Below are 16634 nucleotides of genomic sequence, written 5' to 3' on the forward strand. Positions count from 1 at the left end.
CCGAGCGGATGACGGGATTCGAACCCGCGACCCTCACCTTGGCAAGGTGATGCGCTACCAGCTGCGCTACATCCGCACGCTTCGCGAGCGATCTTGTGGACCTTGTGCTCGCGATGCGGGACAGAACATTATCCGAACGTTACGGAGATACCAAATCGCCTGGTCGGGGACGTGGGCGTGTATGGCCGGTGAGGTTCTCGGTCGGGCGCGGGTGCGCGGACGGGTTCCGCGGATTGGGCATGGGACGCGCGGTGGGTGCGATTTTGGCAACCGGGTCACCGGCGTGTAATCTTCTGCCTCGTGCACCGGCGCCCCGAGCGCCGGAAACATGGTCCCGTGGCTCAGTGGAAGAGCGTCCCGTTCACACCGGGGAGGTCGCTGGTTCGATCCCAGCCGGGACCACCAGGTCAGGGCGTTATCCGGTGTCTTGCACAACATCGACCCGGAATCGCGGTCGTGGTGAAGGGATTCATCGCCAGTGAGCCGCAAGCACAACATCCTCTTCACCGGTCTGATTCACCCGCAAGCGGGTAACTGGTGTCTGGACCATCCCGTCACCGTGGATAGCGGTGATTGTCGGGTGGAAGTGTTCTTCTACCGTTCCGCGCTGAACGTGCGCGTCACCTTCGAGGACGACTACGACATCGGCAAGGGCGATGCGGACAGTGACGCCATCTGGCTCAATCCGATCTGGTATCAGGTCGAAGCGTCGGTCAGGTCAGTGCTTGACTCGCTCGGTTTTGTTCTGGCGGCGTCGCTGGAGGTCGAGATGACCACGGGTAGAGCTGACGAGATTGCCGTCGTCGGTAGCCACACTTCCCTTCCTGCATTCGCGCGGGTCAAAGGTGAGCGGGTCGAAGGTGAACTACTAGGGAAGTACCTCGCCGCCGTGGGCCAGAACGCGAACGTGAGGGACGCGCTTGCCGACATGCGGATGGCTCTGAGGCTCTCGATCGATACCGCCTTCTACTGTTACCGCGGCATCGAATGCCTGCGCCATGAGTTTCTGCAACCCGAGGATGGCGATAAGACGGGACCGTCGTGGAGCCGGATGCACGCCGCCCTTGGCACGTCGAAGGCTGGGATGGACCCGCTCACGAAGCTGGCGACGGCGCGTCGCCACGGAGAGAGTCTTGTCCTCTCGCACGACGACCGAATCATGTGGCTCCGCTGGACTCGGGACGTGATCGCCAAGTACATCGAGGACTACTTACCCAACCTCCGCGCCGTTGAGGCCGGCCAGAGCTAAGACGACAACACCGCCGCCGCTGTTTCGATCGGCCTCGAAGTGGGCGGCCGTGCCGGTGCCAGTTGCGTGGTTCAGCCTCGAACACCCCGGCCGCGCCCACCGTGCCGATGACACACCATGCTCGCTGCAGCCAACCCTGTTCTTTCGCAGTCAGTTTCGCGATTGCACTCTGCGCAACCGCTGCAGCTGGCGGTGGCAGGGGTGGAATCTTTACCAACTGCCATGTGTGTTGGTCCCTTTTGTCTCGTGTGCCATTGGATTTGTTCGGTCCAAACGTTCGTGACAGTAGGCGACGTTGGCCTCGGTCGATCTGTGGTCGTCGGGGCATCAGTTCGGCACACGGGGGCGGTCACGCGGTACTCGGTTCATGCGGATAGTGGTGTACGCAGCTCGTCGATCGCGGCTTCGTTCAGGCCGCCCCATCCGAGTCGAATAACAACGCTCAGATAGCCCTCGACGACGGCCAGACACTTCTCGACTGCAGCCACCTCGAGCTTTATGAGGGTCGGGCGGTGGGCCCGGGGGACCTTGACGATGTCGGAATGCCAGTCCTCACACTCGGCGTAGACCGTTCGACGACCCTATGCCTGATCTGTGTGTTTTGCGGTCCGGTCTGTGAATGACGACAGTCCGGCATCTCCGGCGCGCCCTCTGACATCGCGGAGACCACGACGTAGGCTGACCGACCTGAACGGGGGTGTTCGGACCGGGGTGGCTCGATGCGTGGAAGTCCGATCATCAGATGTCTGAACATCTTTCGTCGTTCACGACGCGAAGTTTCCGGAAAGATTGAGGTCAACGCATGCTCGTCGATGAAACCCTGTGGCAGGATCTGCCCAACGAGGTGGCTGCGGCGGTGTTCGCGCCGTGGCCGAATGTTGTTCGCTGGGGGCGTCGTAGGGCTCAAGAAACCGATGCGCCCGCAACCATCGACGAAGGCTGGGACAAGTTCGCCTACATCGTCAGCTGCCTCGCCCAGGGCAGCCGTTCCATGAGTGCGAACATCCGTGTCGACGGTGAATGGAGAAGTCCCGATGTCGAACTACCGCAGGTGGTCGACGATGTTGTCGACGAGGCGCATGCAGGCATCGGCGCGGAGAACTTCCCGGCAGCGATCATCGTGTGCGCGGACAGGGCCACCGGCACTGCTCGCCGCACCGTCGTGACCGGGCCCGCAGCCTGGCGATGGTGTGTGTGGTTGAGTGACGGACGTGACGCCTACCTGGCCGATCTGTTCGGAGAAGTTGTGGCGCAACCGGATTCCCGTTGGGAGCCGCTGACAGTCGAGCATGTGGTGCGGCCCGGTGCGCTCGTACGATTGCGTACGTCCGCGGTGACCGCGGAGGGAATCGAGGGCCCCATTGCTCCGAGTGTCACGCCGTGGGGTAACAACCGTTATCTGATCCTCGACAACGGACCGGGTGTCGCCGGCGACATCCGGATTTGGCCCGAAGGGGCCGGCAACGACGTCCAACCGGTACGTGTCAGGGTCGAATGCTTGGAAGCGCAGGAGGTGTATCCACCTTCGCACAGCACTGGCGAGTCGACCCAGGATCTCGTCGGACGATGGCGCCTGCAGACCGTCGAAGCACTCGAACTCGACTGGAGCGAGGACCTTGCCGAGGACGCGAACGATCAATGGCTCGACGGACGGCCCGATCCCGACAGCGCGGTGCGCAGTTCGACAGCTCCCATCGAGGCGCCGTTCGCCGTCGAGCTGACGATTCGGCCCGACGGTTCGTTCTACGAACTCGCCGACGGCACCGACCCCAAGATCCCCTTCTGGTCCGTAGAGGGGGCGCTCGAAGGACTGGGCTACACGTTTCATGACTTTCTCGGGACGGAGGACGGCCGCGACTACATGCTGGACTACGAGGAATCCGGGTACCCGCCGACGGCCCGCCGATGCGATGGGGACACCGAGATCGTCGAAGAACTCGTTCGCGAAGGCGCCACTCTGACCCGCATTCAGAACGTGATCGTCGATGGCATGTATCGGTATCGGGTGATCTTGCGGTACACGCTTGCTTCGTGACGGTTCCGCGGCCGGTGTGCAACTCAGCGCCGCGGATGCCGACTGTAACCGTATAGCGCTGCGCGATAACCGCGTTCGTAGCTTTGCGTGATCTGGGGGATCTCACCGGCGGCCAAAGCCGCCGTCGCGTGGTTGGCGGCCCAGGCACGCGGCAAGGACGCGAGGTAGTCCGATGCCTCGTCGTATCCGCGCTGGAATTCCGCCTCGTCGAGGGTCGGGTCGCTGATCGCCGACTCCGGCGGAATGGCGGTCGGGAAGGCGAGTACGCGGGAGTTGCTGGTGGTCATCGAGTGGTCCTCTTCTCGGCGAGAGTTCGGTACAGGGTGGCGCGGCTGACCCCGAGGGTCGTGGCAATGGTCGGAACGGGATCCCCGTTGTCCCGCATGCGTTGTGCGAGTTCGACCTGTTCGTCGGTCAGCACACGGGGGCGTCCGAGCGGGGAGCTGCCGCTGTGTCGGGTCGGCCTGGGTTGGGTTCGTTGGCGTGTTCGGGCGGCCTCGTCGTTCACCACCGCCAGTGAGGCGAGGACGCCGACGAGTGTCGCTCCGACGTCGTCGTCGGTACGCAATCGCTCGCGAATCGAGCGAACCCCGATGTTGCGATCGTCGAGGGTGCGCACGGTCGACAGCAACTCGGGTGTGCTGCGTCCGAGCCGATCCATCCCGACGACCACGACGGTGTCACCGGGGCGGGCGTAGCCGAGCAGCGCGTCGAGCCCCGGGCGGTGTGCGGTGGGGGAGTCGTGGCGCGAATGGTCGGAGTACACGCGCTCCGGGTCGACACCGTTGTCGATGAGCAGATCGATCTGCTCATCGAGTGCAGGGGAATCCGAACTCTCCCGCGCGTAACCGAGGAGCATCCCGGGTTGCGCTCCCGGATCGGTGGTGGGCATGCCGACGAGGCTATCTCAAAAGACGAGTTACCGAGACGAGACACGCAGTGAGATATGAGACCGCAGAGGCGTCAGCTGGTTCTACGCAGGATCGGTCTTCGAAGACAGTGTTTTACGGACACGGCCCAGCATGACGCGCACCGGTAGATTATGAGACTTACGAGATTCGATATCCGGAGTTATGAGACGGGCGTGACGGAGATGGTCTGCCACATGGAGTGGGTGGCCCCGGCGGGAACCTCGACGACGTCGGGGCCGGCATTGGCCGTCTCGACACACACGAACTCGCGCCAGTGCGGACCGACGTCGGCCATGCCCGCGGCGACGGCGGCGCCGGGATTCCAGACGACGGCCGTGCGCGCCCGGCGTCCACGGATCTCGATCACCCGACCGAAGCCGGGGTCGACGATCCGGTAGGTGCCGCCCGCCCCCGGGTACAGGCGGTCGCTGCGCGCAGGGGAACTCGGCAACGTCCATTCGCCGTGCTGCGGATGGATCGCGCCGCCGTCGAACTTGTCGGCATAGGTCAGCCCGGCCAACCCCTCGACGCGGACATCAGCGACATCGGAGACGCGAAAGTAGTTGTGCAGAGCCTCGGTGAGCCGCGCAGGCGCCGTGCCCGGGTTGTGGGTGTGGATACCCTGCTCCAACGTAGCGCCGACCCGCACGGTCATCGACAGGCGCAACTCGAGCTGGTCGAGTCCCTCTGGTGCCAACGAGATCTCGACTTCGCCGGTCTCGGTGACCACCGCTCCGGTGATCGCCCATCGGGCGGTGCGCGCGTAACCGTGCGAGGGAACGTCGCCGGTCTGGCCCTCGCGAGCGAAATAGGGCCAGCAGACCGGGATTCCGCCGCGGATGGGCGTCGGCAGATCGGCCAACACCGGGGACACCCACACCACGTCGTGAGCCGACCCGTAAGGCCGGAACGACACGACCTGCCCGCCGAACACCGAAATCGCCGCCTGCGCGTGCGGCGTCTCGATGATGTGGGCGTCGAGCCCGTGAACGGAGCCCTTGCGGACCCCGTGGGAGTGCTGCGTTACGTCGTCACCCGATGTCGTCACCGGATCAGCGTCGCACGCCTGTCACCATGGCGCCCGCCGCTCGGTGCACGATCACAGACCCGAGACCGCGCCGCACCTCGTCACGGCCCCGGTTCCTCCGCCCGCGCCGCATGCGCCCGTGATGCGCGCGCATCCGCGGCGACCGCATGTCCCATCAACTGGCCACCACTGGTGAGAAGCGCACGCCGCCAAGGCAACACGCCCTCGATCTCGATCTGGATCGACATCGACAGGATCGTCCGGATCAGCACCACGATGCCGAGGATCAGGGCGTCGGTGATCGACGGTTTGGACGTGATGGTGCGGATCAGATCGGCGGCCACGAGGATCTCGAGGCCGAGCAGGATCGCCGAACCGAGGGTATTGCGCAGGGTGGCGAATGCGGTCGCACCGCCCTCGTCGCGACGCAACGATCGGACGCTGAGCACCACCGCCACCACGAACCCGGCGATCATCGCCACCGCGCCGATCACCTCGAGGGTGACCGCGACTCCGGAGAAGACCCTCTCGATGTCCATTTCTGGAGAGTAGTGCCGCGTCCGGGCACTCACCAGCGCATCGGTATCGCGAATGCGGTTCTGCCGAGCCGACCCCGGACATGGGCGTAGCGTCGGCGGGTATGACCCGCGCTGATGTTCACGCCCCCGTCGTCTCGATCGCCGGCGGCGCAGTCTCCGGCAGCACCACCGATGGGATCTCCGCATTCCTCGGAATCCCTTACGCCGCACCGCCGGTCGGGCCCGATGCGTTTGCCGCACCCAAGCCTGCACCGTCGTGGGACGGCGTTCGGGACGCCACCGCCTACGGCCCGACCGCACCGCAGGCGCCGTACCCCGCACCGATCGCCGCGCTCCTCGACAACGTCATCGTCGACGGCGACGACTACCTGAACCTCAACGTCTGGACCCCGGACCCGGGCGGGGCCGGGCTGCCGGTGATGGTGTGGATTCATGGGGGTGCTTTCACCCGTGGTTCCAACCGGATCACGATGTACACCGGGGACACCTTCGCCCGCGATGGCGTCGTCTGCGTCGGCATCAATTACCGGCTCGGCACACCGGGATTCGCCTCGGTCGCGGGCGCTCCGGAGAACCGCGGGCTGCTCGATCAGATCGCCGCGCTGCGGTGGGTGCGCGAGAACATCTCCGCATTCGGCGGCGACCCCGACAACATCACCGTCTTCGGCGAGTCCGCCGGCGCCATGAGCGTCGCCTCGCTGCTGTCCTCGCCACGGGTGGACGGACTGTTCGGACGGGCGATCATGGAGAGCGGCAACGGCAATGCGGCCGCCGACCCCGCCGATGCGCGCAAGGTCACCGACCGGCTCGCGGCGCTGCTGCGCGTGGACGCCACCGCCGACGCGCTCGGTCAGGTCTCCGGCGACGAACTGCTGAAAGCGCAGACCCAGGTCGCACTCGAACTCATGTTGGCCCCCGATCCGCAGGTGTGGGGTGAGTCGATCGTGAAGGTCGGCCTCGGCATCATGTCGCAGTTCCCGGTGATCGACGGCGACGTGCTCACCGCGCGGCCAGTCGACGCCATCGCGGCCGGTGCGGGCGCCTCGGTGCCGTTACTCGCCGGCTGGAACGCCGACGAGTTCCGGTTCTTCATGGTGGCCACCGGTGGGGCGTCGGCGGTCACGGAGGAGGGGGCGGCGGCGATGCTCGGCTCGACCGACGGTGGTGCCGAGTTCCTGCGGAACCGCCTCGACGCGGGCGTCAGCCCCGGTGACGCGCTGAGCGAGGCCCTGAGCCGCGCCGCGTTCTCCGGCCCGACCACCACGATCGCCGAGGTGCGCGGTAGTGCTCAGGGAGAGCGGGCCTCCACCCATCTCTACGAGTTCGGATACGAGAGCCCGCAGGGGGACATCCGCGCCGGGCATGCGGTCGAGATCCCATTCGTCTTCGATCACCTCGACGAGGCGCACGCGCTCGTCGGCCCCGAACCCGACCAGCGGATCGCCGACGACATGCACGCCACGTGGGTACGGTTCGCCACCTCGGGCGATCCCGGATGGTCCCCGTACGCCTCCGGCGGCGAGATCCGCCGTTTCGACTGACCACGTAACCCGCTCACGTCGTCGGCGTGTCCGGGGCCCGCAGTCCTCTGATCGGCCCAGGATCGTCGTACGGTGTTACCCATGCCGAGCAGCGCGACCCTCGTCGGGCGGCAACCCCGCTCCGTCGGGTGGGGACTGGTCGGTCTTGCCGCGATTGCGGCCATCGCGGTGTTCGTCTGGCAGATCACCGTCATCCCGATGCACAACCCGTTCTACGGCTTGTTGCACAACGGAGTGGACCTGCGGGTCTATCGCGCCGGCGGCCACACCGTCGTCACCGCGGCGCCGCTCTACCATCACTCGCTGATCGCCGATCTGGACTTCACCTATCCGCCGTTCGCCGCGGTGCTCTTCGCGCCGCTGTCCCTGGTCGGATTCGCCACCGCAAAACTGTTGTGGTGGGCGGCAATCGGCGTCGTGCTGGTGATCACCGTGCTCCTCGGGTTCCGCAGTCTGGGCTACCGTGCCGACGCACGACTGTGGACGTTGTCGGTGCTGCTGGCCATCGCCGTCACCGCGCTCGAACCGGTCCGCACGACGATCTGGCTCGGCCAGATCAACGTGTTCCTGATGTTCCTGATCCTCGCCGACCTCGTCTTCTGTGACCTGAACCGCCCGAACTCTCGCGTCCGGGGGTTCTGGGTCGGCATCGCCGCGGGGATCAAGCTCACCCCTGGGTTCTTCGTTCTCTATCTGCTCGCTCTGCGTCGCTGGCGCGCCGCGATCGGGGTGGTCGTGGGCTTCCTGGTGACCATCGTCGTTGCCTTCGTCGTCATTCCGGGCGACTCCCGCGACTACTGGACCACCTACCTCGGGGCGGCCGACCGGGTGGGTCGGGTCGATTCACCGGCCAACCAGTCGATCAACGGCTTCATCTCGCAGTTGCTCGCCTATTTCGGTGCGACCTCCTTCCGTCACCCGTATGCCGACGGCGGGACCGTGTTCGAGGCACCCACGTGGATGTGGGTGCCGGTCGCCGCGGTGGTCGTGGTGGCGGGCCTGTGCGCAGCGGTCATCGCCTATCGCCGGGGCTGGCGGTTGTTGTCGGTGACAATCACCGGCATGACCGCGGCGGCGGCATCGCCGTTCTCGTGGGGCCACCACTGGGTGTGGTTCGTGCCGTTGCTGATCGTCGCGATCGATGTGGCCTACCGCGGCACGCTCGCCGACCGCCGGCGGCTGTGGTGGTGGGTCCTGCCGGTCGCATTGGTTCTCGCCACGTTCGCCTGGTCGTACAACTGGTGGACCAGCGGGCGCTATCAGAGTTCCGATCACGCCATCGCGATCGGCGTGTTCATGATGCCGCGCTGGCCGAACGTGCACTGGTATGACGGTGCGGCCGTCGTCTTCTATTCGGGTGCCTACGTCGCGGTGCTGCTCGTCACCATTGCGATGACGCTTGTCGTCGGCCTCTCCCGACGCTCGGTATCCGACGAACCCGACATCGATCGGTATCCTGGCGGCACGCCGGACGACGACGAGTCCGGCGATCACACGGATCGAACCGACAACCGGGATCGACCAGAGCAGGACGGGAGCCGACAGTGCGAGCGTGGGAACGACTTCGCATCTGGGGACGGCAACGCCGCTACATCGTCCGGCGCGACCCCCGACTGAATCTGACCTACCGGATCGGCGTCGGCGTGGTTGGCGCGATCGTTCTCGCCGGCGGCATCGTCGCCATCCCGTACCCCGGACCCGGTTGGCTCATCGTTTTCCTCGGTCTGGGCATCCTCGCATCGGAGTTCGAGTGGGCGCACCGGCTGCTGCGCTTCGCCCGCGGGCGCTACGACGCGTGGATGGAATGGATGAAGCGCCGGCACTGGTCGGTGCAGGGGATGTTCGGGTTGGCCACGTGCGTGGTGGTGCTCGCCTCACTGTGGGTGCTCGGCGTGTTCGGAACGGTCGCGGGATGGTTCGACGTCCACGCCGACTGGGCCCAGAGCCCGATCCTGTGACGCGCGACCCGACCTGTGGCACTCCTCTGGCACTCCTGTGGCACTCCTGTGGCACGCCCGCGTACCCGGCGCGGATACGATCGACCACGAAATCGAAAATTCGGCGGCACCGGCGACCGGTGCCGCCACATGTGTGAGGAGCGTTCGCCGTGCCCGACGATCTCAAGGTGAGTCACCCAGCCACGATCCGTGTGCCTGCTGGGACCACCGCGGGCACCGCGCTGCGTGAGCACGATCTGCCCAACAAGGGGCCGCAGGCGATCGTCGTCGTCCGCGATGCGGCCGGCGACCTGCGCGATCTGTCCTGGACCCCGGAACTCGACACCGACGTCGAGCCCGTGGCCGCCGACACCGAGGCCGGTCGCAGCGTGATCCGGCACTCGACCGCCCACGTCCTCGCGCAGGCCGTGCAGGAACTGTTCCCCGACGCCAAGCTCGGCATCGGCCCGCCCATCAAGGACGGCTTCTACTACGACTTCGACGTCACCGAGCCGTTCACCCCCGAGGATCTCGCCGCCCTCGAGAAGAAGATGAAGCAGATCATCAAGTCGGGCCAACGGTTTTCGCGTCGGGTCTATGCCTCCAAGGACGAGGCCCGGATGGAGCTGGCGAATGAGCCGTTCAAGCTCGAACTCATCGATGACAAGGGCGCGGCCGCCGACAGCGAGGTGATGGAGGTCGGCGGCGCCGAACTCACCGCCTACGACAACCTCAATCCCCGCACCGGAGAACGCATCTGGTGCGACCTGTGCCGTGGTCCGCACGTGCCGACCACCAAGTACATCGCGGCGTTCAAGCTCACCCGCAGCTCGGCGGCCTACTGGCGCGGCGATCAGGACAACGCCGATCTGCAGCGCATCTACGGCACCGCCTGGGAATCGGCGGAGGCGCAGGACGCGTACCTGGAGTTGCTCGCCGAGGCCGAGAAGCGCGATCACCGCAAGCTCGGCGCCGAACTCGACCTGTTCAGTTTCCCCGACGAACTCGGTTCCGGCCTGCCCGTCTTCCACCCCAAGGGCGGGATCATCCGCAAGGAACTCGAGGACTATTCACGCAAGCGCCACACCGAAGAGGGCTACGAGTTCGTCAACACCCCGCACATCACCAAATCGCATCTCTACGAGGTGTCCGGGCACCTCGAGTGGTACGCCGACGGCATGTTCCCGCCGATGCAACTCGACGCCGAGTTCAACGACGACGGCACGGTGCGCAAACCGGCGCAGGACTACTACCTCAAGCCGATGAACTGCCCGATGCACAACCTGATCTTCCGGTCCCGCGGCCGCTCGTATCGCGAATTGCCGTTGCGGCTCTTCGAATTCGGCTCGGTCTACCGATACGAGAAGTCCGGCGTGGTGCACGGGCTCACCCGTGTGCGCGGGATGACGCAGGACGATGCGCACATCTACTGCACGCGCGAGCAGATGCGCGACGAGCTGCGGTCGCTGCTGACCTTCGTCCTGGACCTGTTGGCCGACTACGGGCTCGACGACTACTACCTCGAGCTCTCGACCAAGGACCCCAAGAAGTACGTGGGCGACGACGAATCGTGGGAGATCGCGACCAACACCCTCGCCGAGGTGGCGCGCGAGTCCGGGCTGGACCTCGTACCCGACCCGGGCGGCGCCGCGTTCTACGGCCCGAAGATCTCCGTGCAGGTCAAGGACGCGCTGGGCCGCAACTGGCAGATGTCGACCATCCAGCTCGACTTCAACCAGCCAGCCCGGTTCGACCTCGAATTCACCGGCGGCGACGGCGCCAAACACCAGCCCGTGATGATCCACCGGGCGTTGTTCGGCTCGATCGAACGCTTCTTCGGCGTACTGACCGAGCACTACGCCGGTGCGTTCCCGGCGTGGTTGTCGCCGGTACAGGTGGTCGGCATCCCGGTCGCCGACACCTTCGCCGACCATCTACAGGGCGTCGTCGACGACCTCAAGAAACGCGGAATCCGCGCGGAGGTCGACTATTCTGACGACCGCATGCAGAAGAAGATCCGCACCCACACCACCGGAAAGGTGCCGTTCATGCTGCTCGCGGGCGAACGCGACGTCGCCGCAGGCGCGGTGAGCTTCCGCTTCCGCGACGGAACCCAGGTCAACGGGGTACCCACGGCACAGGCGGTCGAGACGATCGCCGAGTGGATCGCCGCCCGCCGCAACGATTCGCCGACCAGTGAGCTCATCGCCGCCGGGGCGGGTGGGGACCACGATGGCTGACGAGCAGGGCGCCGGCGAGCAGGGCACCGACGAGCAGGGAGCCAATGAGCAGGGCGCCAACGAGCAGATCCGGGACTGCGGCACCGGTGATCCGGATCGGTTGCAGCGGTTGTGGAGTCCGCACCGGATGACCTACATCACCGCCGACCCGCCCGCGACCAAATCCACCGGGCATCCCTTCCTCGACATCCCGACCATGACCGACGAGGACGGGTTGATCGTCGCCCGCGGGGAGCACGTGTACGCGGTGCTCAACCTGTACCCGTACAACCCCGGGCACACAATGGTCGTGCCGTATCGGCAGGTCGCCGATCTGGAGGCGTTGACGCCGGGGGAGTCGGCCGAGCTGATGGCCTTCACGCAGCGGATGATTCGCACCATCAAGTCGGTCTCGAATCCCAACGCGTTCAACGTCGGTTTGAATCTCGGTTACGCCGCCGGGGGATCGTTGGCCGAACACCTGCACCAGCACATCGTTCCGCGCTGGGTCGGTGACGCGAACTTCATCACGGTGGTCGGCGGCGCGAAGGTGATGCCGCAGTTGTTGCGAGACACCCGTAACCTCCTCGCGGAGGCGTGGGAACGGTTCGGTGCAGGTCAAGGGCTCGGCGAGGGGCGGGGCGAGCGGTGAATCTCGATCGGGGAGAAGGAGCGCATCGGTGCTGAGCATCCGGGGCCGCGCGTCGGTGTCGAAGGTGACGCTGCCCATCGGGCGCGCGTTGCTGCGCACCGGACTCACCCCCGACATGATGACGCTCATCGGCACCGTGGCCTCGGTGGCCGCGGCGCTGACGCTGTTCCCGATGGGGCAGTTGTTCTGGGGCACGATGGTCATCTGGCTGTTCGTGATGTTCGACATGCTCGACGGTGCGATGGCGCGCGCCCGTGGCGGTGGCACCCGGTTCGGGTCGGTGCTCGACGCGACCTGCGACCGGATCGCCGACGGCGCGATCTTCGCCGGACTGGCCTGGTGGTGTGCCTGGACCCACCCGCATCAACTGCTCTTCGTCGCCACCCTGATCTGTTTGGTGACCTCGCAGGTCATCTCGTATGCGAAGGCTCGTGCCGAAGCCGCAGGCCTCAACGGCGACGGCGGTCTCATCGAACGACCCGACCGGCTGATCATCGTGCTCGTCGGAGCCGGGTTGACCGGCTTGGGCCTGTGGTGGGCCATCCACGTCGCGATGTGGTTGCTCGCGGTCGGCTCGGTCATCACCGTCGGCCAGCGCATGTGGTCGATCGCGGCGTCACCCGGTGCGCGTGAACTCATCCCGATGGCCGCCGCGGCCGACGATGCCGACGGGCCGGACGGGGCAGGAACCGAACCCGGCGCGGACGCGCGGTGAGCGGGTCGACGAGGGTGGGGTCAGCGCTCGAGCGGCTGAGCGCGGGTGCCGCCGACCTCGGCTATCGGGCCGGGTGGGCCGGTGTCCGCCATGCTCCGGACGGACCGGCGCGCGCCGCCTTCGACCGGGCCGGTGCCTTCGCCGGACGCCGCAATGGCGGACCGGAGCAGTTGCGCCGCAATCTCGCCCGGGTTCTCGGCACCACCGGCGCCCAGGTCCCCGACGACCTCGTCGCCGATGCCATGCGCTCCTATGCGCGGTACTGGTACGAGGCCTTTCGTCTGCCCGCGCAGGATCTGGCGGCCACCGCCGAGACCGTCGTCGTCCCACCCCCGGATCAGGCACGACTCGATGCGGCCCTCGACCGCGGCAAGGGTGTGGTGCTGGCGCTGCCGCACTCGGGCAACTGGGACATGGCAGGCGTCTGGCTGGTGCAGAACCGCGGGAGTTTTGCCACCGTCGCCGAACGACTCAAACCGGAATCGCTGTTCCGTCGGTTCGTCGACTACCGGGAGTCGTTGGGATTCGAGATCTTTCCGCTCTCCGGCGGCGAGCAACCACCGTTCGGTCTGTTGGCCGAGCGCCTTCGCGCCGGCGGAATCGTGTGCCTGCTCGGCGAACGCGACATCGCGCGCCACGGCGTCCCGGTCACCTTCTTCGGCGAACGCACTCGCATGCCTGCGGGCTCGGCGCGGCTGGCCATCGAGACCGGGGCCGGGTTGTTGCCGGTGCACCACTGGTTCACCGACGCGCCCGGCTCGCAGATCACCGTCAGCAACGAGATCGACGTATCCGTCGGCGTCGAGGCCGCGACACAGGCGCTCGCCGACACCTTTGCCGAGAACATCGCCGCACACCCCGCCGACTGGCACATGCTGCAGCCCTTGTGGGAGGCCGACTGGTCGGCGCGCCAACGTGATCGGGTGCACGGGACCGGGGAGAGCACATGAGGATCGGCATGGTGTGCCCGTATTCGTTCTCCGTCCCCGGCGGAGTGCAGGCACACGTCGCTGAACTCGCCGCGGTGTTCATCGACCGCGGACACCATGTCAGTGTGATCGCCCCGGCCGACGGTGACACGGACCTACCCGACTACGTCGTCTCCGGCGGCCCGGCGCTCGCGATCCCCTACAACGGCTCGGTGTCGCGGGTGAACTTCAGTCCCAACGGATATCGCCGACTGCGACGCTGGATCGCCGACAACCACTTCGACGTGTTGCACGTCCACGAACCGAATTCGCCGAGCCTGTCGATGATGGCACTGATGGTGGCGTCCGGCCCGATCGTCACGACATTCCACACGTCGACGTCGAAATCTTTGTGGCTCAGCACTTTCCAAGGAATGCTGCGGCCCTATCACGAGCGCATCTCGGGCAAGATCGCGGTCAGTGAACTGGCACGACGATGGCAGATGGAGTCGCTGGGTTCCGACGCGGTGGAGATCCCCAACGGCATCAACGTCGGATCGTTCGCCGACGCCGAGCCCCTCGACGGTTATCCGTGGCCGGGGCGGACGGTGCTGTTCCTCGGTCGCTACGACGAGCCCCGCAAGGGCATCGACATCCTCATGCGCGCACTGCCCACGGTGGTCGAGCGATTCGGTGACCTGCGGGTCCTCGTGGTCGGCGGCGGCAATCAGAAAGCGCTGCGGCGTCGCGCCGGGGATCTCGCCGACCACCTGGTGTTCCTCGGTCAGGTCGACGACGCCACCAAGGCCCGCGCGCTGGCGTCGGCCGACGTCTACTGCGCGCCGAACCTCGGCGGCGAGAGCTTCGGCATCGTGCTCGTCGAGGCCATGGCCGCCGGTGCGGCGGTGATCGCCAGCAAACTCGACGCGTTCCGGCGGGTGCTCGACGACGGTCGGGCGGGGCGGCTGTTCGCGGTCGGTGCGGCCGACGAGCTCGCGTCGGGTTTGATCGAGCTACTCGCCGACGACGAGGCCCGCGCCGACCTGGTGCGGGCCGCACGTGCTCGCGCGGCCCGCTATGACTGGTCACGGGTCGCCGATCAGATCATGCGCGTGTACGAGACCGTCACCGTCGGTGCCGGTCCGGTCGTGGTGTCGGACTGAGGTCATGCGGCGCGAATCGAGGGGATGGGGCAGATGTCGGCGTTTATGACGGTAGTGGTCGTGATCATCGTGGCGATCCTGGTGATCATCGGTGCCTGGGCCTACAGTCGCGCGAATCGGCTCGACCGGCTCAACGTCCGCGTCGACCTCGCGTGGCAGGCGCTGGAAGCGGCCCTGGAGCGCCGAACCGTGGTGGTGCGGGTGCTCACCGCATGGATGGAGGACTCCGGTGATCCGGAGATCGCCACCGCCGCACGGCACCTCGCCGCTTGCGCCGACGCCGCCGAACACGCTCCGCGCGCCTCGCGTGAGGATGCCGAGAACGCGTTGTCCACGGCGCTGAGCCGGATCGATCCGTCGGTCCGCCCGCCCGGACTGATCGCCGAACTGGCCGACGCCGAGACCCGGGTGATGATGGCCCGCCGGTTCTACAACGACGCCGTCCGCGACACCCGCAGCCTCGCCGACCGGTTCCTGGTGCGGCTGCTGCGACTCGGTGGACGTGCACAGCGACCCGAGTACTTCGAGATCGTCGAGCGGGTGACCCCCGGCACCGCCGACTGACCGGAGTCGGCCAAACCGAGGTGTGTGGCGAGTGCGCCGGACACCTCACCTATCCTGGTGGGACGCGTTGCGCAGCCCGATGGGCTGCGCCATCGCCGAGCCTCGAAGAACCGCGAATCAGGAGACCTCCAGTGAGCCAACCCCAGTCCGGGACCACCCCCGGGTCTGATGCGACGTCCGCGATCAACGGACACCACGGCACCCCCGAGTCCGGTCAGGGGACCGCACGGGTGAAGCGGGGCATGGCCGAGATGCTCAAGGGCGGGGTGATCATGGACGTGGTCACCCCCGATCAGGCCAAGATCGCCGAGGATGCCGGCGCGGTCGCGGTGATGGCGCTCGAGCGTGTGCCCGCCGACATCCGCGCCCAGGGTGGCGTCTCGCGGATGAGCGATCCGGACATGATCGACGGCATCATCGCCGCGGTCTCGATCCCGGTGATGGCCAAGGCCCGTATCGGTCATTTCGTCGAGGCCCAGATCCTGCAGAGCCTCGGCGTCGACTACGTCGACGAGTCGGAGGTGCTGACCCCGGCTGACTATGCCAACCACATCGACAAGTGGGCGTTCACGGTGCCGTTCGTCTGCGGTGCCACCAATCTCGGTGAGGCGCTGCGTCGTATCACCGAGGGAGCGGCGATGATCCGGTCCAAGGGTGAAGCCGGGACCGGTGACGTCTCGAACGCGACGACGCACATGCGCAGGATCCGCGACGAGATCCGCAGGCTCACCTCGCTGCCGAAAGATGAGCTGTACGTGGCCGCCAAGGAGCTGCAGGCGCCCTACGAGCTGGTCGTCGAGGTGGCGCAGGCGGGCAAGCTGCCCGTCACGTTGTTCACCGCCGGTGGCATCGCGACCCCGGCGGATGCGGCGATGATGATGCAACTCGGCGCCGAGGGCGTGTTCGTCGGGTCGGGCATCTTCAAGTCCGGCAACCCGGCGCAGCGAGCGGCCGCGATCGTGCAGGCGACGACCTTCCACGACGACCCCGACGTGCTGGCGAAGGTCTCGCGCGGACTCGGTGAGGCGATGGTCGGGATCAACGTCGACGACATCCCGGCGCCGCACCGCCTCGCCGAACGAGGTTGGTGACCGTCCTGACCGCGAGTATCCGTCGACCGAACGGCTGTTTTCCGGTGTGGTCAGACGCTGTCCGGCGAGGTCTCGCCGGTAGG

17 protein-coding genes and 2 tRNA genes are annotated in these 16634 nt (G+C 66.8%); 13 read left to right on the plus strand and 6 right to left on the minus strand.

Annotation, left to right across the window (positions count from 1 at the left end; genetic code table 11):
* Nucleotides 1–3 precede the first annotated feature (3 nt).
* Nucleotides 4–76, minus strand: a tRNA-Gly gene (locus GOPIP_RS13255).
* Nucleotides 77–330: 254 nt separating this feature from the next.
* On the opposite strand from GOPIP_RS13255, the gene GOPIP_RS13260 reads away from it, so the two are divergent.
* Both GOPIP_RS13260 and GOPIP_RS13265 read left to right on the plus strand, forming a co-directional pair.
* A tRNA-Val gene (locus tag GOPIP_RS13260) sits at nt 331–405 on the plus strand.
* 73 nt (nt 406–478) lie between these two features.
* Nucleotides 479–1249, plus strand: coding sequence for a DUF8168 domain-containing protein (locus GOPIP_RS13265; protein ID WP_006370192.1), 771 nt, complete (start codon nt 479–481; stop codon nt 1247–1249).
* 365 nt (nt 1250–1614) lie between these two features.
* Here GOPIP_RS13265 and GOPIP_RS29705 read toward each other — a convergent pair whose 3' ends face one another.
* On the minus strand, nt 1615–1737 hold the full coding sequence (locus GOPIP_RS29705; RefSeq protein WP_269210494.1) for a hypothetical protein: 123 nt from the start codon (nt 1735–1737) through the stop codon (nt 1615–1617).
* Between the two features lie 314 nt (nt 1738–2051).
* Between GOPIP_RS29705 and GOPIP_RS13270 the strand changes: the two genes are divergently transcribed.
* Nucleotides 2052–3284 carry a hypothetical protein gene (locus GOPIP_RS13270; protein WP_006370193.1) on the plus strand — a complete coding sequence of 411 codons (1233 nt, stop codon included), beginning with the start codon at nt 2052–2054 and terminating at the stop codon, nt 3282–3284.
* A gap of 23 nt (nt 3285–3307) precedes the next feature.
* Here GOPIP_RS13270 and GOPIP_RS13275 read toward each other — a convergent pair whose 3' ends face one another.
* From GOPIP_RS13275 to GOPIP_RS13290, 4 genes are all read right to left on the minus strand, one after another.
* Nucleotides 3308–3571 (minus strand): hypothetical protein, encoded by a 264-nt coding sequence (locus tag GOPIP_RS13275; RefSeq protein WP_006370194.1) that lies wholly within the window; start codon nt 3569–3571, stop codon nt 3308–3310.
* Entirely contained in the window at nt 3568–4176 is a 609-nt protein-coding gene (locus tag GOPIP_RS13280) for a recombinase family protein (protein WP_006370195.1), read from the minus strand. The genes GOPIP_RS13275 and GOPIP_RS13280 overlap by 4 nt, the downstream gene beginning before the upstream one ends.
* A gap of 179 nt (nt 4177–4355) precedes the next feature.
* Nucleotides 4356–5243 (minus strand): D-hexose-6-phosphate mutarotase, encoded by an 888-nt coding sequence (locus GOPIP_RS13285; protein WP_006370196.1) that lies wholly within the window; start codon nt 5241–5243, stop codon nt 4356–4358.
* An 80-nt stretch (nt 5244–5323) separates the two neighbouring features.
* Nucleotides 5324–5761, minus strand: a complete 438-nt coding sequence (locus GOPIP_RS13290) for a DUF1622 domain-containing protein (protein WP_006370197.1) — start codon at nt 5759–5761, stop codon at nt 5324–5326.
* A gap of 101 nt (nt 5762–5862) precedes the next feature.
* Between GOPIP_RS13290 and GOPIP_RS13295 the strand changes: the two genes are divergently transcribed.
* The 10 genes from GOPIP_RS13295 to pdxS all read left to right on the plus strand — a co-directional run bounded on the left by GOPIP_RS13295 (nt 5863) and on the right by pdxS (nt 16551).
* Entirely contained in the window at nt 5863–7302 is a 1440-nt protein-coding gene (locus GOPIP_RS13295; protein ID WP_035727992.1) for a carboxylesterase/lipase family protein, read from the plus strand.
* Between the two features lie 81 nt (nt 7303–7383).
* The gene (locus GOPIP_RS13300; RefSeq protein ID WP_006370199.1) at nt 7384–8919 is read left to right on the plus strand and encodes a glycosyltransferase 87 family protein; all 1536 of its coding nucleotides are present in this window, start codon (nt 7384–7386) and stop codon (nt 8917–8919) included.
* Nucleotides 8847–9260, plus strand: coding sequence for a TIGR02611 family protein (locus GOPIP_RS13305; protein ID WP_006370200.1), 414 nt, complete (start codon nt 8847–8849; stop codon nt 9258–9260). The genes GOPIP_RS13300 and GOPIP_RS13305 overlap by 73 nt, the downstream gene beginning before the upstream one ends.
* Nucleotides 9261–9409: 149 nt before the next feature.
* Nucleotides 9410–11479, plus strand: a complete 2070-nt coding sequence (gene thrS / locus GOPIP_RS13310) for a threonine--tRNA ligase (RefSeq protein ID WP_006370201.1) — start codon at nt 9410–9412, stop codon at nt 11477–11479.
* Nucleotides 11472–12110: an ATP adenylyltransferase gene (locus GOPIP_RS13315; protein ID WP_006370202.1), complete on the plus strand. Its 639-nt coding sequence runs from the start codon at nt 11472–11474 to the stop codon at nt 12108–12110. Before thrS ends, GOPIP_RS13315 begins: the two co-directional genes overlap by 8 nt.
* Nucleotides 12111–12138: 28 nt before the next feature.
* Complete coding sequence (gene pgsA / locus GOPIP_RS13320; RefSeq protein ID WP_006370203.1) at nt 12139–12825, plus strand: phosphatidylinositol phosphate synthase; 687 nt, start codon at nt 12139–12141, stop codon at nt 12823–12825.
* 14 nt (nt 12826–12839) lie between these two features.
* A complete protein-coding gene (locus GOPIP_RS13325) occupies nt 12840–13775 on the plus strand; it encodes a phosphatidylinositol mannoside acyltransferase (RefSeq protein ID WP_006370204.1) in 936 nt (311 codons plus the stop codon).
* A complete protein-coding gene (locus tag GOPIP_RS13330) occupies nt 13772–14896 on the plus strand; it encodes a glycosyltransferase family 4 protein (protein WP_014359879.1) in 1125 nt (374 codons plus the stop codon). Before GOPIP_RS13325 ends, GOPIP_RS13330 begins: the two co-directional genes overlap by 4 nt.
* 24 nt (nt 14897–14920) lie before the next feature.
* A complete protein-coding gene (locus tag GOPIP_RS13335; protein ID WP_006370206.1) occupies nt 14921–15460 on the plus strand; it encodes a LemA family protein in 540 nt (179 codons plus the stop codon).
* A 131-nt stretch (nt 15461–15591) separates the two neighbouring features.
* A complete protein-coding gene (pdxS, locus tag GOPIP_RS13340; RefSeq protein WP_006370207.1) occupies nt 15592–16551 on the plus strand; it encodes a pyridoxal 5'-phosphate synthase lyase subunit PdxS in 960 nt (319 codons plus the stop codon).
* The last annotated feature ends 83 nt before the right edge of the window (nt 16552–16634 follow it).

Origin of the sequence: Gordonia polyisoprenivorans NBRC 16320 = JCM 10675 (genome assembly GCF_000241325.1) — a bacterium.
Lineage (GTDB): Bacteria > Actinomycetota > Actinomycetes > Mycobacteriales > Mycobacteriaceae > Gordonia > Gordonia polyisoprenivorans.